Source organism: Mycobacterium sp. NGS68 (assembly GCF_059812195.1).
In genome coordinates this window covers 77,963-99,112 of record NZ_JCALCE010000003.1, presented here as the reverse complement: position 1 = coordinate 99,112, position 21,150 = coordinate 77,963, and the positions used below count along the sequence as shown (strand labels likewise).

General features: G+C 69.6%; 20 protein-coding genes. 14 read left to right on the top strand and 6 right to left on the bottom strand.

The features are described from left to right. Nucleotides 1–101 precede the first annotated feature (101 nt). The 4 genes from AC5Y5V_RS05270 to AC5Y5V_RS05255 are packed head-to-tail and all read left to right on the top strand — an operon-like array spanning nt 102 to nt 3,114. Nucleotides 102–746: a DUF3043 domain-containing protein gene (locus AC5Y5V_RS05270; RefSeq protein ID WP_499931947.1), complete on the top strand. Its 645-nt coding sequence runs from the start codon at nt 102–104 to the stop codon at nt 744–746. Nucleotides 747–791: 45 nt separating this feature from the next. Beyond that, nucleotides 792–1,340 carry a bifunctional adenosylcobinamide kinase/adenosylcobinamide-phosphate guanylyltransferase gene (locus AC5Y5V_RS05265; RefSeq protein WP_499931699.1) on the top strand — a complete coding sequence of 183 codons (549 nt, stop codon included), beginning with the start codon at nt 792–794 and terminating at the stop codon, nt 1,338–1,340. Further along, a complete protein-coding gene (gene cobT, locus AC5Y5V_RS05260; RefSeq protein WP_499931945.1) occupies nt 1,337–2,386 on the top strand; it encodes a nicotinate-nucleotide--dimethylbenzimidazole phosphoribosyltransferase in 1,050 nt (349 codons plus the stop codon). Before AC5Y5V_RS05265 ends, cobT begins: the two co-directional genes overlap by 4 nt. Further along, nucleotides 2,383–3,114 carry an adenosylcobinamide-GDP ribazoletransferase gene (locus tag AC5Y5V_RS05255; RefSeq protein ID WP_499931697.1) on the top strand — a complete coding sequence of 244 codons (732 nt, stop codon included), beginning with the start codon at nt 2,383–2,385 and terminating at the stop codon, nt 3,112–3,114. The genes cobT and AC5Y5V_RS05255 overlap by 4 nt, the downstream gene beginning before the upstream one ends. Here AC5Y5V_RS05255 and AC5Y5V_RS05250 read toward each other — a convergent pair. Then, nucleotides 3,111–4,217 (bottom strand): branched-chain amino acid aminotransferase, encoded by a 1,107-nt coding sequence (locus tag AC5Y5V_RS05250; protein WP_499931695.1) that lies wholly within the window; start codon nt 4,215–4,217, stop codon nt 3,111–3,113. The genes AC5Y5V_RS05255 and AC5Y5V_RS05250 overlap by 4 nt on opposite strands. 54 nt (nt 4,218–4,271) lie before the next feature. Continuing rightward, the gene (gcvT, locus tag AC5Y5V_RS05245) at nt 4,272–5,366 is read right to left on the bottom strand and encodes a glycine cleavage system aminomethyltransferase GcvT (RefSeq protein WP_499931694.1); all 1,095 of its coding nucleotides are present in this window, start codon (nt 5,364–5,366) and stop codon (nt 4,272–4,274) included. A gap of 46 nt (nt 5,367–5,412) precedes the next feature. Between gcvT and AC5Y5V_RS05240 the strand changes: the two genes are divergently transcribed. From AC5Y5V_RS05240 to AC5Y5V_RS05230, 3 genes are all read left to right on the top strand, one after another. Beyond that, on the top strand, nt 5,413–6,537 hold the full coding sequence (locus AC5Y5V_RS05240) for an adenylate/guanylate cyclase domain-containing protein (protein ID WP_499931692.1): 1,125 nt from the start codon (nt 5,413–5,415) through the stop codon (nt 6,535–6,537). An 11-nt stretch (nt 6,538–6,548) separates the two neighbouring features. Further along, nucleotides 6,549–8,105 carry a leucyl aminopeptidase gene (locus AC5Y5V_RS05235; RefSeq protein ID WP_499931690.1) on the top strand — a complete coding sequence of 519 codons (1,557 nt, stop codon included), beginning with the start codon at nt 6,549–6,551 and terminating at the stop codon, nt 8,103–8,105. A gap of 85 nt (nt 8,106–8,190) precedes the next feature. Next, on the top strand, nt 8,191–8,535 hold the full coding sequence (locus AC5Y5V_RS05230; protein ID WP_499931689.1) for an aminopeptidase: 345 nt from the start codon (nt 8,191–8,193) through the stop codon (nt 8,533–8,535). Nucleotides 8,536–8,537: 2 nt separating this feature from the next. Here the strand turns inward: AC5Y5V_RS05230 and AC5Y5V_RS05225 are convergent, their stop codons facing one another. After that, nucleotides 8,538–10,310 (bottom strand): SDR family oxidoreductase, encoded by a 1,773-nt coding sequence (locus AC5Y5V_RS05225; RefSeq protein ID WP_499931687.1) that lies wholly within the window; start codon nt 10,308–10,310, stop codon nt 8,538–8,540. A 190-nt stretch (nt 10,311–10,500) separates the two neighbouring features. On the opposite strand from AC5Y5V_RS05225, the gene sucB reads away from it, so the two are divergent. Continuing rightward, on the top strand, nt 10,501–12,303 hold the full coding sequence (sucB, locus tag AC5Y5V_RS05220) for a 2-oxoglutarate dehydrogenase, E2 component, dihydrolipoamide succinyltransferase (RefSeq protein ID WP_499931685.1): 1,803 nt from the start codon (nt 10,501–10,503) through the stop codon (nt 12,301–12,303). 4 nt (nt 12,304–12,307) lie between these two features. Beyond that, nucleotides 12,308–13,219: a TIGR01777 family oxidoreductase gene (locus tag AC5Y5V_RS05215; protein ID WP_499931683.1), complete on the top strand. Its 912-nt coding sequence runs from the start codon at nt 12,308–12,310 to the stop codon at nt 13,217–13,219. A gap of 5 nt (nt 13,220–13,224) precedes the next feature. On the opposite strand, the gene AC5Y5V_RS05210 is transcribed toward AC5Y5V_RS05215, so the two are convergent. After that, nucleotides 13,225–14,595 carry an HNH endonuclease signature motif containing protein gene (locus AC5Y5V_RS05210; protein ID WP_499931681.1) on the bottom strand — a complete coding sequence of 457 codons (1,371 nt, stop codon included), beginning with the start codon at nt 14,593–14,595 and terminating at the stop codon, nt 13,225–13,227. A gap of 154 nt (nt 14,596–14,749) precedes the next feature. On the opposite strand from AC5Y5V_RS05210, the gene lipB reads away from it, so the two are divergent. The 3 genes from lipB to AC5Y5V_RS05195 are packed head-to-tail and all read left to right on the top strand — an operon-like array spanning nt 14,750 to nt 17,167. Continuing rightward, a complete protein-coding gene (gene lipB, locus AC5Y5V_RS05205; protein WP_499931679.1) occupies nt 14,750–15,439 on the top strand; it encodes a lipoyl(octanoyl) transferase LipB in 690 nt (229 codons plus the stop codon). Continuing rightward, complete coding sequence (gene lipA, locus AC5Y5V_RS05200) at nt 15,436–16,359, top strand: lipoyl synthase (protein ID WP_499931677.1); 924 nt, start codon at nt 15,436–15,438, stop codon at nt 16,357–16,359. The genes lipB and lipA overlap by 4 nt, the downstream gene beginning before the upstream one ends. 52 nt (nt 16,360–16,411) lie before the next feature. Further along, the gene (locus AC5Y5V_RS05195; RefSeq protein WP_499931675.1) at nt 16,412–17,167 is read left to right on the top strand and encodes a DUF4191 domain-containing protein; all 756 of its coding nucleotides are present in this window, start codon (nt 16,412–16,414) and stop codon (nt 17,165–17,167) included. A 23-nt stretch (nt 17,168–17,190) separates the two neighbouring features. Here AC5Y5V_RS05195 and AC5Y5V_RS05190 read toward each other — a convergent pair whose 3' ends face one another. Continuing rightward, complete coding sequence (locus AC5Y5V_RS05190; protein ID WP_499931673.1) at nt 17,191–17,610, bottom strand: RDD family protein; 420 nt, start codon at nt 17,608–17,610, stop codon at nt 17,191–17,193. A 196-nt stretch (nt 17,611–17,806) separates the two neighbouring features. Here AC5Y5V_RS05190 and glnA point away from each other — a divergent pair, with 196 nt between their 5' ends. Continuing rightward, on the top strand, nt 17,807–19,243 hold the full coding sequence (gene glnA, locus AC5Y5V_RS05185; protein WP_499931671.1) for a type I glutamate--ammonia ligase: 1,437 nt from the start codon (nt 17,807–17,809) through the stop codon (nt 19,241–19,243). 69 nt (nt 19,244–19,312) lie between these two features. Here glnA and AC5Y5V_RS05180 read toward each other — a convergent pair whose 3' ends face one another. Further along, complete coding sequence (locus tag AC5Y5V_RS05180; protein WP_499931669.1) at nt 19,313–20,077, bottom strand: alpha/beta fold hydrolase; 765 nt, start codon at nt 20,075–20,077, stop codon at nt 19,313–19,315. A 210-nt stretch (nt 20,078–20,287) separates the two neighbouring features. Here AC5Y5V_RS05180 and AC5Y5V_RS05175 point away from each other — a divergent pair, with 210 nt between their 5' ends. Next, nucleotides 20,288–21,034 (top strand): alpha/beta fold hydrolase, encoded by a 747-nt coding sequence (locus AC5Y5V_RS05175; RefSeq protein WP_499931667.1) that lies wholly within the window; start codon nt 20,288–20,290, stop codon nt 21,032–21,034. The last annotated feature ends 116 nt before the right edge of the window (nt 21,035–21,150 follow it).

Below are 21,150 nucleotides of genomic sequence, written 5' to 3'. Positions count from 1 at the left end.
CGGGCTCTCCCCGGCGCCATTTGGGGCCTGCCGACCCGGGAAGTAACCTGGCGACTGTGAAGCTGCTGGGCCGCAAGAAGGGCCAAGACGAGGGCCAAGAGCTGGCCGCCCTGGCCACTGAAGCCGAAGAAGCCGGCGCCGCCGGCGCACCGTCGCGTGGGTCACGTACCACCGACCCCAAGGGCCGGCCCACGCCCAAGCGCGACGCCGCGCGGCGCGGCAACCGGAAGGGCCCGGTGGCACCGGCGCCGATGACTTCCGCCGAGGCGCGGGCCCGGCGCAAGACGCTGGCCGGCCCCAAGCTCAGCCGCGAGGAAAGGCGGGCCGAGCGCACCGCCAGCCGCGCCCGCATGACCGATCGCCGCGAGCGCATGATGGCCGGCGAAGAGGCCTACCTATTGCCGCGGGATAGGGGGCCGGTCCGGCGCTACGCGCGCGACATCGTGGATTCGCGGCGCAACGTGCTGGGCCTGTTCATGCCGACGGCGCTGTTCTTGCTGTTCATCATGTTCGCCGTTCCAAAGGTGCAGTTGTACATGTCCCCGGCGATGCTGGTGCTGATGGCGGTGATGGGGATCGACGGCTACCTGCTTGGCCGCAAGGTCAACAGGATGGTCGACGAGAAGTTTCCCACCAACACCGAAAGCCATTGGAAGCTGGGTATTTACGCCGCCAGCCGAGCGTCCCAGCTGCGCCGGACCCGCGCGCCCAAGCCCCAGGTCAAGCGCGGCGCCGATGTCGGCTGACAGCGGGACGTCGGCCAAGAGTGCGCCGAAAGCCGTCTGAGGCCGGTGCGCACCCTGGTGCTCGGCGGGATCAGGTCGGGCAAGTCCCGCTGGGCCGAGGAAGCCATCGCTGAGGCGCTGCCACCCGAGGAGCCGGTCTGTTACCTGGCCCCGGGACCGCGCGGCGAGGACGACGCCGCCTGGGCCCGCCGCGTCGCCGCGCACCGCGACCGCCGGCCAGCGCACTGGTCGACGGTCGAAACCGACGACATCGCCTCCCACCTGCGGCAATCGCCGGGCGTTCCCACGCTGCTCGACGACCTCGGCGCATGGTTGACCGCCGTACTGGATCACCACCACGCGTGGAACGACGATTCGGCGGCCGCTTCGGTTCAATCGACGGTCGACGACATGCTCGCCGCGGTCGGCATGTTCGGGTCGACGCTGGTGCTGGTCAGCCCGGAGGTCGGGTTGACGGTGGTGCCCGCCACCGCGTCCGGGCGCCGGTTCGCCGACGAGCTGGGTAGCCTCAACCAGCGGGTGGCCACGTTGTGCGATCGGGTGGTGTTGGTGGTGGCCGGGCAAGCCGTGCCGATCAAGCCGTCGGGAGCCTGATGAAGTTCGCACCAGTAGAGCCGCCGGATTGGGACGCCGCCGAAGCGGCCCGCGCCCGCGAGGACATCCTGACCAAGCCGAGGGGCGCGCTGGGCCGCCTCGAGGAGCTCGCCGTCTGGATCGCGTCGTGCCAAAGCCAGTGTCCGCCACGGGATTTCCAGCGCGCCCGGGTGGTGGTGTTCGCCGGGGACCACGGCGTCGCGCGGTCCGGGGTGTCGGCGTATCCGCCGGAGGTGACCGCCCAGATGGTCGCCAACATCGACGGCGGCGGCGCGGCGATCAACGCGCTCGCCGGTATCGCCGGTGCGACCGTGCGGGTCGCGGACCTGGCGGTGGACGCCGATCCGTTGTCCGAGCAGATCGGCGCCCACAAGGTGCGCCGCGGCAGCGGCGACATCGCGGTCGAGGACGCGCTGACCGAGCAGGAGACGGTCCGCGCGATTGAGGCCGGCCAGCGGATCGCCGACGAGGAGGTGGATGCCGGCGCCGACCTGCTGATCGCCGGCGACATGGGCATCGGGAACACTACGGCCGCGACGGTGCTGGTGGCAGCGCTGACGAACACCGAACCGGTGGCCGTGGTCGGCTTCGGAACCGGGATCGACGACGCCGGCTGGGCCCGCAAGACGGCCGCGGTGCGCGACGCGCTGTTTCGGGCGCAGCCGGTGCTGCGCGACCCGATGGGTTTGCTGCGCTGCTGCGGCGGCGCGGACCTGGCCGCGATCGCAGGATTCTGCGCGCAGGCCGCCGTCCGGCGCACCCCGCTGGTGCTGGACGGGATGGCGGTGACGGCGGCCGCGCTGGTCGCCGAGCGGCTGGCGCCCGGGGCGCGGCTGTGGTGGCAGGCGGGCCACCGCTCGACCGAACCGGGTCACAGTGTGGCGTTGACGTCGATCTACCTGGAACCGATCGTGGACCTCGGCATGCGGCTGGGCGAGGGCACCGGCGCCGCGGTGGCGCTGCCGGTGCTGCGCGCCGCGGTGGCCACGTTGTCGGGCATGGCGACCTTCGAGCAAGCCGGCATATCTACTACCCCGACGTCGTGATCCGTTCGCTGGCCGCGGCTTTCGCGTTCGCGACCGTCATACCCGTGGGGCGGCCCGGACCGCTGAGCCGCGGCGGTATGACGGCGCTGCCGGCGGTAGGCGCCGTCTTGGGCGGCCTCGCGGCGGGTGTCGCGTGGGCCGCCGCGCACGCATTCGGACCGGCCAGCCCGCTGTCGGGCCTGCTGGCAGTGACGGCGCTGCTGCTGCTCACCCGCGGCCTGCACATCGACGGCGTCGCCGACACGGCCGACGGGCTGGGCTGCTACGGGCCGCCGCCACGGGCGCTCGCCGTGATGCGCGAAGGGACGACGGGGCCGTTCGGGGTGGCGGCCGTCGTGCTGGTGATCCTGCTGCAGGGGCTGGTGTTCGCCCGGCTGAGTCCGGCCGCGATCGTCGTCGCGGTGTTTGCCGGCCGGGTGGGTGCGGTGCTGGCGTGTCGGCGGTCGGTGCCCGCGGCCGACGGCAGCGCCCTGGGCGTGCGGGTCGCCGCCACGCAGCCGGTGGCGGTGGTCGCGGCGTGGCTCGCGGTGCTCGCCGGCGTCGCGGCGCTGGCCGGCCCGCGACCCTGGCAGGGACCCGTCGCGGTGCTGGTGGCGGTGGGCTGCGGCGCGGGGTTGGTGGCGCATTGCGTGCGGAGGTTCGGCGGGATCACCGGCGACGTGCTGGGTGCCGCGATCGAACTGACCACGACGGTGAGCGCCCTCGGACTTGCGGTGGGCGCGCCTTAACCCAGCCGCGTCATCCACCCGTGGGTGTCGGAGAACGAACCCCGTTGGATGCCGGTCAGCGTGTCGCGCAGGGCCATCGTCACCTCTCCGGGCCGGCCGTCGGCGACGGTGAACTCGCTGTCGCCGTTCTTGACCCGCGCCACCGGCGTGATGACGGCGGCCGTGCCGCAGGCGAACACCTCGGTGATCTCGCCGGATGCGGCTTTCTTCTCCCACTCGTCGATGTCGATCTTGCGTTCCTCGACCGAAAATCCGGCGTCAATGGCCAACTGCAGCAACGAATCCCGGGTGATACCGGGCAGCAACGAACCCGACAGCTCGGGCGTGACCAGCCGTGCGGTCCCACCGCTGCCGAGCACGAAGAACAGGTTCATCCCGCCCATCTCTTCGACGTAGCGGCGCTCGACGCCGTCCAGCCACACCACCTGGTCGCAGTCGTGTTCGGCCGCTTCGGCCTGGGCCAGCAGCGAGGCGGCGTAGTTGCCGCCGAACTTGGCCGCGCCGGTGCCACCCGGGCTGGCCCGCACGTATTCGGTCGAGATCCAGACGGTGACGGGGTTGATGCCGCCCTTGAAGTAGGCGCCGGCGGGCGAGCCGATCAACAGGTAGCGGTACTCCTTGGCGGGCCGCACGCCCAGGCCCGGCTCGGTGGCGATGATGAACGGCCGCAGATACAGCGCCTCCTCGCCGCCGGCCCTGGGCACCCAGGCGTTGTCGACGGCGATGAACTGGCGCAGCGATTCGAGGAACAGGTCGGCAGGCAGCTCCGGCATCGCCAGCCGCCGGGCCGACGAGCGCAACCGGGCGGCGTTGGCGTCGGGACGAAACGACACGACGGAGCCGTCCGCCCAGCGGTAGGCCTTGAGCCCCTCGAACACCTCCTGCGCGTAGTGCAGCACGATCGCCGACGGGTCCAGCTCGATCGGGCCGTAGCCGATGACCTCGGCGTTGTGCCAACCCTTTCCCTGCACGTAGTCGATCGACACCATGTGGTCGGTGTGATATTTGCCGAAGCCGGGGTCAGCCAGGATCGCGACCCGTTCGGCGTCGCTCGCGGGATTTGACGCGGGCGTAACCGTGAACTCGAGGGAGCCGCTGGTCATGGCGCCGATTGTATATCTGTGGGCCAATGGTTTTTTGCCATGCGAACCCCTCGCCTACCGGGTCTTCAGCTCGACGAAAGGTGGACGCACCACTTCGCACTCGACGGCACGGCCGCGGACGTCGACGGTGATTTGCTGGCCGTCCTCGATCCCGGCGTCGGTGTCGATCAGCGCCAGCCCGATTCCGACCTGCAGGGTCGGCGAGAACGTGCCGGACGTGGTGACCCCGACGGGCGAGTCGCCGGCCAGCACCGTCAGCCCCTGGCGCAGTACCCCGCGACCGACCATCCGCAGCCCGCGCAGCAGCCGCCGCGGACCCGCCTCCTTCTCGGCCAGCAGGGCGTCGCGGCCGAAGAACGCGTCCTTCTTCCAGCCGACCGCCCAGCCGCAGCGGGCCTGCAGCGGCGAGATGTCGAGCGAAAGCTCGTGCCCGTGCAGCGGATAACCCATCTCGGTGCGCAGCGTGTCGCGGGCGCCCAGGCCGGCGGGTTCGCCGCCCGCGTCGGACACGGCGGCCACCAGCGCGTCGAACACCACGCCGGCGGTGTCCCACGGCGGCAGCAACTCATAGCCGTGCTCGCCGGTGTAACCCGTGCGGCAGACGCGGACCGGCACCCCGGAGTAGGTGGCGTCGGCGTAGCCCATGTAGTCCATGCCGGTCGGCAGGCCCAGCGCGTCGAGCACGTCCGTCGAGCGCGGCCCCTGCACCGCCAGCACCGCATACGACCGGTGCTCGTTGGTGATCGAAAGCCCGGCGCCGGCTGCCGCCTGCAGCGCGTCGACGACGGCGGCGGTGTTGGCGGCGTTGGGCACCAGGAAGATCTCGTCGTCGGCGACGTAGTAGGCGATCAGGTCGTCGATCACCCCGCCGGATTCGGTGCAGCACAAGGTGTATTGGGCCTTGCCCGGCCCAATGCGGCCCAGGTCGTTGGTGAGTGCCGAGTTGACGAACTGCGCCGCACCCGGCCCACGGACCAGCGCCTTGCCCAGGTGGCTGACGTCGAAAAGGCCGACGGCGTTGCGGGTCGCGTTGTGCTCGCTGACGGTGCCGGCGTAGGACACCGGCATCAGCCAGCCGCCGAACTCGGCGAAACTCGCGCCCAGCGCGCGGTGACGGTCGTCCAGCGGTCCGTGCTGTAGGTCGCTCACGGCGTCCCACCCTAATCGCGAGGGCGATGCTGGCACACTTGGGTAGGTGTCCGATTACCTGGACTTCCACGCGCTCGAGGACGCCGGTATCGCCAACCCGCGGGAGCGCGCCGACCTGATCAAGTACCTCGGTGAACTCGGTTTCACCGTCGAGGACATGGTCGAAGCCGAGCAGCGCGGCAGGTTGTTCGGGCTGGCCGGTGACGTCCTGCAATGGTCGGGACGCCCGATCTACACGCTGGCGACCGCGGCCGAACAGCTCGACATCTCCCCCGGGGAGGTCGCGCACGCGTGGGCGCTGCTCGGCCTGACCGTCGCCGGTCCGGACATCCCGGTGCTGAGCCAGACCGACGTCGACGCGCTGGCGACGTGGCTGGCCCTGAAAACGGTGGTGGGCGAGGACGGGGCGTTCGGGCTGCTGCGGGTGCTGGGCGCCACGATGGCGCGGCTCGCGGAGGCCGAGTCGACGATGATCCGCGCCGGGACGCCGGACATCCAGATGACCCACACGCACGACGAGCTCGCCACGGCGCAGGCCTACCGCGCGGTCGCGGAGTTCGTCCCCCGGATCGGCGCGCTGATCGACGTCGTCCATCGACATCACCTGTCCAGCGCCCGCACCCACTTCGAGGGCGTCATCCGCGACACGACCTCAAGTGTGGTGTGCGGCATCGGTTTTGCGGACCTGTCCGGCTTCACCGCGCTCACCCAGGCGCTGAACCCGGCGGAGTTGTCGGCCTTGCTCAACGAGTTCGCCGGCGCGGTGTCCGACGTGGTGCACGCCGACGGCGGACGGGTGGTGAAGTTCATCGGCGACGAGGTGATGTGGGTGTGCGCGTCGCCCGAGCAGCTCGCGCGGGCGGCCGTCGACCTCGTCGAGCACCCCAAGGCCCGCGAGGAGGGGCTGCAGGTCCGCGCCGGCTTGTCCTACGGCACGGTGCTGGCGATCAACGGCGACTACTTCGGCAACCCGGTCAATCTGGCGGCGCGGCTGGTGGCGGCCGCGGAACCGGGCCAGATTCTGGCCGATGCGGAGCTGCATGCCCAATTGCCGCTCTGGGTCGCCCTGCCGCACGGCCCGTTGACGCTGAAGGGTTTTGCCGCCCCGGTCACCGCCTTCGAACTACGCGGCGGCGACGCTGCGCAGGCCCGGCCGGCCCGCCCCGACTAGGGTGAATGCCCGTGACCACTGAACCTGGCTACCAATCACCGACCGTCACCGTCGCCACGTCGCTGCCCAAACGCGTCGCGGGTTCCTCGGTCCTACTGGTGCCGGTCGTCTCGACCGGATCTGACGACTCCGACGAGCGGCCGGGCGCCGTCATCGCCGCGACGGAGCCGGCCCTGCCCGCCGAGGCAGTGGCGGAGATCGAGGCCGGCCTGCGCGCGCTGGACGCCTCCGGCGGCAGCGAACAGGTCCACCGGCTGGTCGTGGGATCGCTGCCCGTGAGCAGCGTGCTGACCGTCGGGCTCGGCAAGCCGCGCACGGAGTGGCCGTCGGACACCATCCGTCGGGCCGCCGGCGTGGCGGCCCGGTCGCTGGGCACCACCGAAACGCTCATCACCACGCTGGGCGCGCTGCCCGGCGACGACGTCTGCTCGGCGGCCGTGGAGGGGCTGATCCTGGGCGCGTACCGCTTCAACGACTTCCGCAGCAAGAAGACGGCCCCCAAGGACAAGGGGCTGCGCAAGATCACCGTGCTGTCCGCGTCGAAGGATGCCAAGAAGCAGACAGCACACGGCGCGGCCGTCGCAACCGCGGTGGCCACCGCCCGCGACCTGGTCAACACCCCGCCGAGTCATCTGTTTCCCGACGAATTCGCCAAGCGCGCAAAGGCCTTGGGCGAGTCGGTGGGCCTCGAGGTCGAGGTGCTCGACGAAAAGGCGCTGCGCAAGGCCGGCTACGGCGGGGTGATCGGCGTCGGCCAGGGCTCGTCGCGGCCGCCGCGGCTGGTGCGGCTGACGCATCGGGGTTCGCGCCTGGCCCGCAACCCCAAGCAGGCCAAGAAGGTGGCGCTGGTCGGCAAAGGCGTCACGTTCGACACCGGCGGCATCTCGATCAAGCCGGCGGCGTCGATGCACTACATGACCTCGGACATGGGCGGGGCCGCCGCCGTCGTCGCGACCGTCGCGCTGGCCGCCCAACTCGAGCTGCCGATCGACGTGATCGCCACCGTCCCGATGGCCGAGAACATGCCGTCGTCCACCGCGCAGCGCCCCGGCGACGTGCTGACGCAGTACGGCGGCATCACCGTCGAGGTGCAGAACACCGATGCCGAGGGCCGCCTGATCCTGGCCGACGCGATCGTGCGGGCCTGCGAGGACAACCCCGACTACCTGATCGAGACGTCCACGCTGACCGGGGCGCAGACCGTGGCGCTGGGCGCCCGCATCCCCGGTGTGATGGGCAGCGACGAGTTCCGCGACCGCGTGGCGGCGATCTCGCAGCGGGTGGGCGAGAACGGCTGGCCGATGCCGCTGCCCGACGAGCTCAAGGACGACCTGAAGTCGACGGTGGCCGACCTGTCCAACATCAGCGGCCAGCGATTCGCCGGGATGCTGGTAGCCGGGGTGTTCCTGCGCGAGTTCGTCGCCGACGGGGTGTCCTGGGCGCACATCGACGTGGCCGGCCCGGCGTACAACACCAGCGGTCCGTGGGGTTACACGCCCAAGGGCGCCACCGGCGTGCCGACGCGGACCATGTTCGCGGTGCTCGACGACATCGTGCGCAACGGCTGAGGGACGGCCGAGCCGCCGGTCCGCGTTTAGCCAAGCCGAGCTGTGGCAAATCTCCCGTCAGGTGTTATTCGACGGGAGGCCAACTATGACTGCGCGACGAGTGATCATCACCGTGGGCGCCGTGCTGCTGCTCGCGGGCGTGATCGGGCTCCTGATGCCGGTTTCCGTATCCGACAGCGGCGGCGGTTCGGTCGCCTGCGGCAACGGGTTCGCCAGCGATCTCTCCGCGGCCAGCAACGCCAACGACAGAAACGGTGCCAACATCCCGGTCCTTCGCCAGGTCATCCCGCACACCGACTTCGTGGCGACCTGCGAGTCGTCGCTGTCGGGCCGGCGCGCCTGGGCCATCCCGCTGGTGCTCATCGGGATGGTCGGGGTCGGCGGGGTGCTGCTGTCCCGCCGCACCGACGCCTCGCCCGCGCGCGTCTGACGCTAGATCACCCGCATCCGCGCGGTACTGCGCAGCCCCTGCGGCAGCACCCGCGACGCGAAGTACAGTCCATACGCTTCCGGCGCCACCGGCCGAATCGGCTTCTTCTTCTTCACCGACGCCACGATCGCGGCGGCCACCTTGTCCGGCCCGTAGCGCCGCAACCCGAACATCTTGTTCAGCTGCCCGCGGCGATCGTCGACGGCGTCGTGTCTGCCGCCCGGCGCGTCGAAGCGGGTGTTGCTGATGATGTTGGTGTTGATGACGCCGGGGCAGATCGTCGTCAGCATCACGCCGGCAGAGTCCAACTCGGCGCGCAGGCAGTCGGAGAACATGTACGTCGCCGCCTTGGAGGTGCAGTAGGCGTTCAGCGACTGCAGCGGCGCGTAGGCCGCCATCGACGACACGTTGACGATGTACCCGCCGGTCCCACGGTCCACCAGCCGCCGCGCAAATGACCGGCAGCAGTTGACCATTCCGCCGAGATTGACGTCCAGCACGCGATCGAACTGCTCGGCCGGGGTGTCCAGGAACCGGCCCGCCTGCCCGATTCCGGCGTTGTTGACGACGATGTCGGGCAGGCCGTGCTCGGCGCTGACCCGTTCGGCGAAGGCTTCCACGGCGTCGGCGTCCGACACGTCGAGGACATACGGGTACGCGGTGCCGCCGCGCGCGGCGATCTGCGCCGCGGTCTCCTTGACGGAAGCCTCGTCGATGTCGCTGATCACCACCTCCGCGCCTTCGCGCGCGAAGGCGAATGCGGTCTCGCGGCCGATGCCGCTGCCGGCGCCGGTGACCGAAACCAGGGTGTCGCCGAAGTATCCGCGCGGCCGTCCCACCTGGGCGCGCAGCAGCGCCCGACTCGGCTGCTTGCCGTCGATCAGGTCGGCGATGTCGCCCACCGCCGCCGCCATCACCTGCGGGTGCGACATCGGCGAGAAGTGTCCGGCGCGGATGTCGCGGCGCCACAGCCGCGGCACCCAGCGCGCGGTCTCGTCGTACCCGTACGGCCGCACGTACTTGTCCAGGGTGTTGACGATCAGCTGCACCGGCACGTCGACCACCGGAACCGGCCGCTTCTTAGAGAATGAACGAAAGTAGTTGGCCGGGTACACCTTCACCGATCCGGCGGCGTCGCCGGCCAGCTTGTCGGAGTGGTGGATCTGGTCTGCGGGGATGTTGTCCACCAGGTTGCGCCGCACCGATGCCCGCGACAGCGCCACCCGCAGAAGCAGGGGCGCGAGCAGGGGAATCGAGAACAACAGCATGTAGTACATCCGCAGCGCCTGGCCGACGGACCGCGCGAAACGCCGTGGGCGCCACGGCTGCCTCAGGCCGCTGAAGATGTAGTCGACCAGATAGTCCTGCGACGGGCCGGAGACCGACGTGAACGACGCGACCCGGTCGCTGGCACCGGGCCGGCTCAGGTACTCCCACATGCTGGCCGAACCCCAGTCGTGCGCCAGCACGTGCACGGGTTGTCCTGGGCTCAGCTCGCCGGTGACGGCGGCGAAGTCGTCGGCGTGCCGTGCCGTGGTGTAGGCCTTGACGGGTTTGGGCGCCGACGACAGGCCGACGCCGCGGTTGTCGTAGCGGATGACGCGGAAGCGTTCGGTCAGCAGCGGGACGACCCCGTCCCACAGCACGTGCGAGTCGGGAAAGCCGTGCACCAGCACGACCGTCGGGCCCCCGGGGTTGCCTTCTTCATAGACCGCGATGCGCGTGCCGTCGGCGCTGTCGACGAACTGCTGGGGTGCCTGTCGTGATTCCGGCATCGAACCTCCGCCGCCTGCGAGTTGATCGGTCGCCACACGGTAGCAAGCGCGTGTGCCCTGGTTGTCGGCCCACAAACGGGCGATGACAGGATAGTTTCGATCTATCCGGGTTATCCCCCCGCAACAGGGCGGTGTGGTAAGCCAGATGACGACTTGGGCCGACCCACGAGTGATCGAGGAGTCAAAAGCGATGGCGTTCTCCGTCCAGATGCCGGCACTTGGTGAGAGCGTCACCGAGGGAACGGTCACCCGCTGGCTCAAGCAGGAAGGCGACACCGTCGAAGTCGACGAGCCGCTGGTTGAGGTGTCCACCGACAAGGTCGACACCGAAATCCCCTCCCCCGCCGCGGGTGTGCTGACCAAGATCATCGCCCAGGAGGACGACACCGTCGAGGTCGGCGGAGATTTGGCACTCATCGGCGACGGGTCGGACGACGGCGCGTCGGACGGCGACTCGTCCGGGGGTGCCGCCGAGGCCGAGCCCGAACCCGAAGCTGAGCCCGAGCCCGAGCCCGAGCCCGAACCCGAGCCCGAGGCCGAAGCGCAGGCGGAACCGGAGCCGTCGGCGCCGGCCAAGGAGGAGTCGGGCGGGGGCAGCGCGACGCCAGTGCTGATGCCCGAGCTCGGCGAGTCGGTGACCGAGGGCACCGTGACGCGGTGGCTCAAGAAGGTCGGCGACTCGGTTCAGGTCGACGAGCCGCTGGTCGAGGTGTCCACCGACAAGGTGGACACCGAGATCCCGTCGCCGGTGGCCGGTGTCCTGCTCAGCATCACCGCCGAGGAGGACGACGTGGTGCAGGTGGGCGGCGAGCTGGCGAAGGTCGGCAGTTCCGACTCCGGCGCCGCCTCGGCGCCCGAGCCGAAGCCCGAACCCAAGCCCGAACCCAAACCCGAACCCAAACCGGAACCCAAGCCCGAGCCGGAACCGGAAGCCGCGAAGCCGGAACCCAAGGCCGAGCCCGAGCCCGAACCCAAACCGGAGCCCAAGCCCGAGCCGAAGCCGGAGCCCAAGGCCGAGCCGGAAGGCGGCGCTGACGGCGCACCGTACGTCACCCCGCTGGTGCGAAAACTGGCCGCGGAGAACAACATCGACCTCGCCGAGGTCACCGGCACCGGCGTCGGCGGCCGCATCCGCAAGCAGGACGTGCTGGCCCTCGCGGAGCAGAAGAAGGCCCCGCCTGCCGCCGCCCAGGCACCCGCCGCCGCGTCGGCTCCCCCTGCCGCTCCCCCTGCCGCCAAGGCGCCCACCCCGGCACCGGAACTGGCGCACCTGCGCGGCAGCACGCAGAAGGCCAGCCGGATCCGGCAGATCACCGCCAAGAAGACCCGCGAATCGCTGCAGGCCACCGCGCAGCTCACGCAGACCCACGAGGTCGACATGACCAAGATCGTGGCGCTGCGGGCCAGGGGCAAGGCCTCGTTCGCCGAGCGCGAGGGGGTGAACCTCACCTACCTGCCGTTCATCGCCCGCGCCGTGATCGACGCCCTCAAGATTCACCCCAACGTCAACGCGAGCTACAACGAGGAAACCAAGGAGATCACCTACTACGACGCCGAGCACCTCGGCTTCGCCGTCGACACCGAACAGGGCCTGCTGTCCCCTGTCATCCACAACGCCGGCGACCTGTCGCTGGCCGGGCTGGCGCGGGCCATCGCCGATCTTGCGGCCCGTACGCGGTCGGGCAATCTGAAGCCCGACGAGCTCTCCGGTGGCACGTTCACGATCACCAACATCGGCAGCCAGGGCGCCCTGTTCGACACCCCGATCCTGGTTCCGCCGCAGGCCGCCATGCTGGGCACCGGGGCCATCGTCAAGCGACCGCGGGTGGTCGCCGACGCCTTCGGCAACGAGTCGGTGGGCATCCGCTCGATCTGCTACCTGCCGTTGACCTACGACCACCGCCTGATCGACGGCGCCGACGCCGGACGCTTCCTCACTACCATCAAGAACCGGCTCGAAGAGGGAGCGTTCGAGGCCGACTTAGGGCTGTGACGACGTGTCGAAACCCGTCATTGCGATAGCGGGTTCCTCGGGCCTGATCGGTTCGGCCCTGGCTGCGGCACTGCGCGCCAACGATCACCGGGTGCTGCGCATCGTACGCCGGACGCCGGCGAATTCCGAAGAGCTGCACTGGAATCCCGAAAGCGGTGAATTCGACGTCGACGCGCTGACCGAGGTCGACACCGTCGTCAACCTGTGCGGCGTCAACGTCGGTCAGCGGCGCTGGTCGGGTGCCTTCAAGCAGAGCCTGCGCGACAGCCGGATCGCACCCACCGAGGTGCTGTCCGCCGCCGTCGTCGACGCCGGTGTCGAGACGTTGATCAACGCCAGCGCGGTGGGCTACTACGGCAACAGCAAGGACCGTGTGGTCGACGAAAACGACCGCGCCGGTTCGGGTTTCCTTGCGCAGCTCTGTGAGGACTGGGAAGCCGCGACGCTGCCGGCGCAGTACGGCGGCACCCGCGTGGTGCTGGCCCGTACCGGCGTCGTCGTAGGCCCCGCGGGCGGTGCGCTGCGCAAGATGCGCCCCCTGTTCTCCGTCGGCCTCGGCGCGCGGCTGGGCAGCGGCCGGCAGTACATGTCGTGGATCAGCCTCGAGGACGAGGTGCGGGCGTTGCTGTTCGCCATCTCGCACCCGACGCTGGCCGGCCCGGTCAACATGACGGGGCCGGCGCCGGTGACCAACGCCGAGTTCACCACCGCCTTCGGCCGCGCCGTCAACCGCCCGACGCCGTTGACGCTGCCCGGCTTCGCGGTGCGCGCGGCCCTCGGCGAATTCGCCGACGAGGGCCTGCTCATCGGGCAGCGGGCCATCCCGTCGGCGCTCGAGCGCGCCGGATTTCAGTTCCACCACAACACCATCGGCGAAGCGCTGGCGTACGCCACCGCTGAGCGGGATGTGGACTGACGCGGTCAACTTACTTCTCCGTCTTCGTCGTCGTCTCCGTCGCGTAAGAGTTTCTCGGGGTGATGGAACGTGTTGGTGCGGGGTTGGCCTCGGTCGAGGTGTGGGGGTGGGATCCATTCGGTTTGGCCGGCGGTGTTTTGGCGGGTGAGCCAACCGCCGGCGGCGAGCATGCGGTGATGCGGGCCGCAGCCCGGGGTGAGGTCGTTGATGTCGGTGACCCGGCATTTGGCGTAGTCGGTGACGTGGTGGACCTCGGTGTAGTAGGTGGGGACGTCGCAGCCCGGGGCCGTGCAGCCGCCGAATTTGGCGTGCAGCACCAGCCGCTGTGCGGGGGAAGCCAGCCGCTTGGTGTGATACAGCGCCAGCGACTTGCCCTTGTCGAAGATGGCCAGGTAATGGTGGGCATGGCTGGCCAGGCGCAGCACCTCACTCATGGGCAACAGGGTGCCCCCGCCGGTCAGCCCGCACCCGGCGCCGGCTTCCAGCTCGGCCAGCGTGGTGGAGACCACGATCGACACCGGCAACCCGTGGTGGGAACCCAACTTCCCCGAGGCCAGCAGCGCCCGGTTGGCGGCCAGCAGCCCATCGTGATTGCGCTGACTGGCTGAGCGCCGGTCCTGCTCGATCGCCTCTTGGGACGGGGCGCCGTCCACACACGGCACCTGGTCTTCGTTGTGGCACATGCCCGGGGCGGCCAGCTTGGCCAACACCGCTTCCAGGGTGGCGCGCGCTTCCGGTGTCAGCAGCCCGCGCAGCTCTGACATGCCGTCGGCCTGCTGGCGGCCCAGGGTCAGCCCGCGCCGCCGGGCGCGGTCCTCATCGCGGTAGGCGCCCTCAGGGTTGAGGCAGTCGGTGAGGCGATCGGCCAGCTTCTCGAGCTGCTCGGGCCGAAACTGGGTGCCCTCCTTAGCCAGCCGCGCCTGCGCGCTCTCCCGGGTGGCGGCGTCCACACAGCTGGGTAGGCCGTGGACGAATTTGCGGATCACCGCCACCTGCTGCTCACCGAGTGTGCCCGCGCGCTGGGCGGCCGCGGTCGCGGCCAGCAGCGGCGCCAGCGGCTCCCCGGTCAACCCGCGCCGCGGCCCCAGATCCGCGGCCGCCGCGATCCGCCGCCCGGCCTCGCCGCGGCGGATCAGCGTCCACTCCGCCACCGCATACGCCAGCTTGCCGCCCAACTCCTCCGCCGTGGCGGTCGCGGCCAGCTGGTTGAGCAGCGGATGCTCGACCGCGGGCAGCCGCCGGCGCACCCGCTCCACCCGCGCCAGCACCCCCAACCGCTCCACCGTGCCCAACGCCTCGCAGTCCAGCCCCAGCACGGCTTCGAGGGCGGCATCGAGCGCGTCCAACGCCGCACCGACCACCTCAGTCGAACTCATGTTCGAAACGCTACGCCCGGCCACCGACACAAACGGCCGCGTTGGGACTCCTGAAACGCAAGTGACACAAGGGATTCGCAGCCCGCGCCGTTACGTGCCACCGGCGCTGATCGCAGCCAAACACCAGACAGAGCAGCCGGGTACCCTCACCAGCATGGGCTCCATCCGGTCCCAGGAGACTGCGATCGATGTTCGCTGGCTGGGCAGCATCGACTACGTCGCCGCCTGGCAGCTGCAGCGGGAGCTGGCCGACACGCGCGTTGCCGGGGGTCCCGACGCCCTGTTACTGCTGGAACACCCGCCGGTGTACACGGCAGGGCGGCGCACCGAGCTGCACGAACGGCCGATGGACGGCACACCCGTCGTCGACACCGACCGAGGCGGCAAGATCACCTGGCATGGCCCGGGACAGCTGGTCGGCTACCCGATCATCGGGCTGGCGGAACCGCTCGATGTGGTCAATTATGTTCGACGCCTTGAGGAGTCGCTGATCACGGTGTGCGCCGACCTGGGCCTCGAGGCTGGCCGGGTCGACGGCCGTTCCGGCGTGTGGGTGCCCGGCCGGCCGGCACGCAAGGTGGCCGCGATCGGCGTGCGGGTGTCGCGCGCGACCACGCTGCACGGGTTCGCGCTCAACTGCGACTGCGACCTGGGGGCATTCACCACGATCGTGCCGTGCGGCATCAGCGACGCCGGGGTGACGTCGCTGACGGCCGAGCTGGGCCGCACGGTCACCGTCGGCGAGGTCCGCGAACAGGTGGCGGACGCCGTCGTCGACGCCCTGGACGGCCGCATCGCCCTGACCTGGCAGCCCAGCGCCGCCCGCGTAGCATCGACGGCGTGACTGTCGCTCCGGAAGGCCGCAAACTGCTGCGCCTAGAGGTGCGCAACGCGCAGACCCCGATCGAGCGCAAACCGCCGTGGATCAAGACCCGGGCCCGCATGGGTCCCGAGTACACCGAACTCAAGAGCCTGGTCCGCCGCGAAGGCCTGCACACGGTCTGCGAAGAGGCCGGCTGCCCCAACATCTTCGAATGCTGGGAGGACCGGGAAGCCACCTTCCTGATCGGCGGCGACCAGTGCACCCGTCGTTGCGACTTCTGCCAGATCGACACCGGAAAGCCGGCCGCCCTGGACCGCGACGAGCCGCGCCGGGTCGCCGAGAGCGTGCAGACGATGGGCCTGCGATACGCCACCGTCACCGGCGTCGCCCGCGACGACCTGCCCGACGGCGGCGCCTGGCTCTACGCCGAAACCGTGCGCGCCATCAAGGCGCTGAATCCGACGACCGGCGTCGAACTGTTGGTCCCCGACTTCAACGGCGAGCCCGTCCGGCTCAACGAGGTCTTCGAGTCACGCCCGGAAGTGTTGGCGCACAACGTCGAAACCGTGCCGCGCATCTTCAAGCGGATCCGGCCGGCGTTCACTTACCAGCGCAGCCTGGGCGTGCTCACTGCGGCGCGGGACGCCGGGCTGGTCACGAAGAGCAACCTGATTCTCGGCCTGGGTGAAACGCCCGACGAGGTGCGCACCGCCCTGGAGGATCTGCGTGCCGCCGGCTGCGACATCGTCACCATCACGCAGTATCTGCGGCCGTCGACGCGTCATCACCCGGTCGAGCGCTGGGTGCCGCCCGAGGAGTTCGACGAGTACGCGAGCTACGCCGAAGGGCTCGGCTACGCGGGCGTCCTGGCCGGGCCCCTGGTCCGGTCGTCGTACCGGGCGGGGCGGCTATATCAGCAAGCCGCCGCTCGGGCCGTTTAATAGGCCGCCGCGCCTCGATCGCCCGCACCGACCGCAACTATCCTTGGTGACTATGGCTAAGTCCCGATCCGCTGCGGAGAATAAGGTCGCCCGAGCCGAGGCGAAGGCCGCCGCCAAGGCCGCCGGCAAGGAGCGCCGCGCCCAGATGTGGCAGGCGTTCAACATGCAGCGCAAGGAGGACAAGCGCCTGCTGCCGTACATGATCGGCGCCTTCGTCCTGATCGCGGGCATTTCGTCGGCGGTCGGTGTCTGGACCGACGGCATCTTCAGCATGATCACGATGATCGTGTTCGGCGTGGTGCTGGGCCTGTTGGTGGCGTTCATCATCTTCACCCGCCGCGCCCAGCGCAGCGTCTACCGACAGGCCGAGGGGCAGACCGGCGCGGCGGCGTGGGCGCTGGACAACCTGCGTGGCAAGTGGCGGGTGACCCCGGGGGTGGCCGCGACCGGCCACTTCGACGCGGTGCACCGGGTGCTCGGCCGGCCCGGCGTCATCCTGGTCGGCGAGGGCTCGGCGAACCGGGTCAAACCGCTGCTGGCGCAGGAGAAGAAACGCACCGCGCGGCTGGTCGGCGATGTGCCGATCTACGACATCGTCGTCGGCAACGGCGACGGCGAGGTCCCGCTGGCCAAGCTGCAGCGCCACCTCACCCGCCTGCCGATGAACATCAACGCCAAGCAGATGGACGCGCTGGAGTCCCGGCTGGCGGCGCTGGGATCGCGGGCCGGCGCCGGTCAGATGCCCAAGGGGCCGCTGCCCAACTCCGGCAAGATGCGCGGCGTGCAGCGCACGGTCCGTCGCAAGTAGACCCCGTCGCGCCTCAACGCACGTCAGCGCCGCACCACGGCGGTATTCGTCAGCTGGTCCTGCAGGCCGCGTCCGTCGCTGTCGATGAACAGCGCCGGGACCACGAGCGCGATCAGCAGACCCCGCACCAACAGCCGGCCGATCCCCACCCGGCGGTTCACCCCCGCCACCTGCAGACCCAGCGCCAACTGCCCCGGCGTGAACCCGAACAGGCGCACAGCGACGGCGCCCAGCACCAGCCAGACGACCAGAACCATCGTCGACAACATCGCCTGGGAAAAGGCGCCGACCTTCATCGCGAGCAGGGCCAGGCCATAGGCGATCAGCCAATCGATGATCAGCGCCAGCAGGCGACGGCCCGTCGGCGCGAGGGAACCCGGTCCGCTCTGCGGCAAGCCGAGCCGTGCGCCCGGATAGCCCGGCTGCGATCCTGCGGTGGTCATCAACGTGGTCCCGGAACCCAGCTCAACGCACACCGGTTACGATCTTGCGGGCCATGGCCCCCACAATAGGGCCGGGGTTAGCCGAGTTCCGTTGCGGGCGGAATACTCACGTAACGTCTGCGCAACACGGCGTTGACTGACGAGCAACATCAACTCCATAGCGTCGGCCGCGAATCACCAAGTAAAGGAGCCACCTGTGACAGAAAAGACGCCCGACGACGTCTTCAAACTTGCCAAGGACGAAGACGTTGAGTTTGTCGACGTCCGGTTCTGTGACCTGCCCGGAATCATGCAGCACTTTACGATTCCCCTGTCGTTCTTCGACCAGAGCGTTTTCGACGAGGGCCTGGCCTTCGACGGCTCGTCGATTCGCGGCTTCCAGTCGATCCACGAGTCCGACATGCTGCTGCTGCCGGACCCCGATACGGCGATCATCGACCCCTTCCGTGCCGCCAAGACGCTGAACCTGAACTTCTTCGTGCACGACCCCTTCACCCTCGAGCCGTACTCCCGCGACCCGCGCAACATCGCGCGCAAGGCCGAGAACTACCTGATCAGCACGGGCGTCGCGGACACCGCGTACTTCGGCGCGGAGGCCGAGTTCTACATCTTCGACTCGGTGAGCTTCGACTCGCGCACCAACGGCTCCTTCTACGAGGTGGACGCCATCTCCGGCTGGTGGAACACGGGCGAGCCCAACGAATCCGACGGCAGCCCCAACCGCGGCTACAAGGTTCGTCCCAAGGGCGGCTACTTCCCGGTGGCACCCGTCGACCACTACGTCGACCTGCGCGACGACATGCTGCGCAACCTGATCAACGCGGGCTTCAGCCTGGAGAAGGGCCACCACGAGGTGGGCACCGGCGGTCAGGCCGAGATCAACTACAAGTTCAACACCCTGCTGCACGCCGCCGACGACATGCAGCTGTACAAGTACATCATCAAGCAAACCGCATGGCAGGCCGGTAAGACGGTCACCTTCATGCCCAAGCCGCTGTTCGGCGACAACGGCTCCGGGATGCACACGCACCAGTCGCTGTGGAAGAACGGCAACCCGTTGATGTACGACGAGACGGGCTACGCCGGTCTGTCGGACACCGCCCGCCACTACATCGGCGGCCTGCTGCACCACGCGCCGTCGCTGCTGGCGTTCACCAACCCGACGGTGAACTCCTACAAGCGCCTGGTTCCCGGCTACGAGGCACCGATCAACCTGGTCTACAGCCAGCGCAACCGGAGCGCGTGTGTCCGTATCCCGATCACCGGCACCAACCCGAAGGCCAAGCGACTCGAGTTCCGTTGCCCCGACTCGTCGGGCAACCCGTACCTGGCGTTCGCGGCCATGCTGATGGCCGGGCTGGACGGCATCAAGAACAAGATCGAGCCGCAGTCGCCGGTCGATAAGGACCTCTACGAGTTGCCGCCGGAGGAGGCCGCGAACATCCCGCAGGCCCCCACCCAGCTGGCCGACGTGATCGACCGGCTCGAGGCCGACCACGAATATCTCACTGAGGGCGGCGTTTTCACGCCTGACCTCATCGAGACGTGGATCAGCTTCAAGCGGGAGAACGAGATCGCTCCGGTCAACATCCGCCCGCACCCGTACGAGTTCGCTCTGTACTACGACGTCTAAACCTCCCGCGAGCAGACGCAAAGGCCCCCGCACGCCCGGCGTGTCGGGGGCTCTTGCGTCTGCTCGGCCCTACGGCCGCGGCGTCAGGAAGTCGGCGAGCAGGCCCTCGACGATCTCCGGCTGATCGACGGTGACGATGTGGTTGGCGTCGATCAGCTCGATGCGCGCGTCGGGCAGTTGTTGCCGCAACCTAGCCGCCACCCGTGGTCCGTCGTGCACCGTTTCCTGTCTGCCCAGCACCGTAAGGACCGGAATTCTCGCGGACGCAAGCGGACGCAGGTCCGACCGTGTCGGCCGGAGCGTGATGAGGGCCGGCTTGAATCCCAACGTGCCGTTGATGAATTGCTCGCGGACAAGTCGCCACGGATCCGCCCGCAACCGCTGGCGCCCCGCGGATGTGGCCATCGAGTCGAGGAACAACCCGATGCGGTCGGCGGTGGGCCGCACGCTTGTCGCGAAATAGGCACGAGCGATCCAGCCCACGTCTAGATTGCTGCCGAGCCCGGCCGGACAGAGCCACGCGAGGCGATCTACGCGCGCGGGAAATGCCAACGCGTATTGCGCCGCCATCCACGCACCGAACGACGCACCCAGCACGGTGGCGCGGTCGATCTCCAGTGCCCGGAGCGTCTCGCTCAGCCAGGCAACGACGTGGTCTGACTTGGTGATGGCCTTCGCGGCAACGCTTTTCGTCAGATCACCCACGACGTCGATCATCGTGACCCGGTGATTCGGTATCAGCGTGGTCAGCATCGGCAACCATGACGTGGAGTTGAAGGACTTGCCGTGGATGGCAACCAACGACGCGTTCGACGCGTCTCCCGCAGTGAGCACGTGTGTGCGTCCCCACGATGTCTCGACATCCGATTCGGCGACCGGAACCGGACTCGCGGCAAGCGCGGCGTCGTACAGCCGGCAGAAAGAGGCTCGTGCGTCGGCCGATCGAAACCCGGAGATACCGCCCACGGACCTCACGCTACCTTGCGACCCCTGCGACGCGGTGTCGCATTCGGTGGCCCCCTGCGCCATGCCAGGATGTGGAGCATGACGATTGTTCTGGTGCACGGCAATCCGGAGACGGACGCGATCTGGGGTCCGATGGTGGAAGCCCTCGGCCGCGACGACGTGGTGTGCCTGTCGCCGCCGGGATTCGGCGCTCCCCTGCCCGACGGCTTCGGCGCGACCTACCTGGACTACCGCGACTGGCTCGAAGAGCAGCTGGAAACCCTCGGCGAACCAATCGATCTGGTGGGTCACGACTGGGGCGGCGGCCACGTGGTGAACGTGGCGATGCACCGGCCGGAACTCGTGCGCAGCTGGGCCAGCGATGCCGTCGGGCTGTTCGACGCCGACTACGTCTGGCACGACATGGCCCAGGTGTGGCAGACGCCCGACGCCGGCGAGGAACTCGTCGAGACGTTGATCGGCGGCACGGTCGAGGACCGCGCCAACCAGATGGCCGCGCTGGGCATACCTTCGGACATCGCGGCGTCGATCGCCGCGGAGCAGGGCCCGGAGATGGGGCGGGCGATCCTGCTGTTGTACCGCTCGGCGGCCCAGCCTGCGATGGCGGACGCCGGACGCGCGCTGGGCAACGCACGGGCTCGGCCGGGCCTGTCGCTGCTGGCCAGCGAGGATCCCTACATCGGCGGCGAGCAGACCCGCCGTCGCGCCGCCGATCAGGCCGGCGCCCACACCGAGGTGCTCGACGGGCTGGGGCACTGGTGGATGGTGGAGGACCCGGCTCGCGGCGCGGAGGCGCTCGCCCGCTTCTGGGAGAGCCTCGACTAGGGCGTGCCACCGGCTGCGCAGCCCGGGCGGCGAGACTTAACTCACGGCGAACGTCCTCGGCGTGTCGTCGCCACCAGTTAAGTGTCGCGGAAAGCGGCGGGGACGCGCTCGCCTGA

What these genes read in the sequence shown, in the direction of transcription:
- AC5Y5V_RS05250 (WP_499931695.1), bottom strand. Translation starts at nt 4,217, where the DNA reads ATGACCAGCGGCTCCCTCGAGTTCACGGTTACGCCCGCGTCAAATCCC.
- AC5Y5V_RS05230 (WP_499931689.1), top strand. Translation starts at nt 8,191, where the DNA reads ATGACTGCGCGACGAGTGATCATCACCGTGGGCGCCGTGCTGCTGCTC.
- AC5Y5V_RS05225 (WP_499931687.1), bottom strand. Translation starts at nt 10,310, where the DNA reads ATGCCGGAATCACGACAGGCACCCCAGCAGTTCGTCGACAGCGCCGAC.
- sucB (WP_499931685.1), top strand. Translation starts at nt 10,501, where the DNA reads ATGGCGTTCTCCGTCCAGATGCCGGCACTTGGTGAGAGCGTCACCGAG.
- AC5Y5V_RS05210 (WP_499931681.1), bottom strand. Translation starts at nt 14,595, where the DNA reads ATGAGTTCGACTGAGGTGGTCGGTGCGGCGTTGGACGCGCTCGATGCC.
- lipB (WP_499931679.1), top strand. Translation starts at nt 14,750, where the DNA reads ATGGGCTCCATCCGGTCCCAGGAGACTGCGATCGATGTTCGCTGGCTG.
- AC5Y5V_RS05195 (WP_499931675.1), top strand. Translation starts at nt 16,412, where the DNA reads ATGGCTAAGTCCCGATCCGCTGCGGAGAATAAGGTCGCCCGAGCCGAG.
- AC5Y5V_RS05190 (WP_499931673.1), bottom strand. Translation starts at nt 17,610, where the DNA reads ATGACCACCGCAGGATCGCAGCCGGGCTATCCGGGCGCACGGCTCGGC.
- AC5Y5V_RS05175 (WP_499931667.1), top strand. Translation starts at nt 20,288, where the DNA reads ATGACGATTGTTCTGGTGCACGGCAATCCGGAGACGGACGCGATCTGG.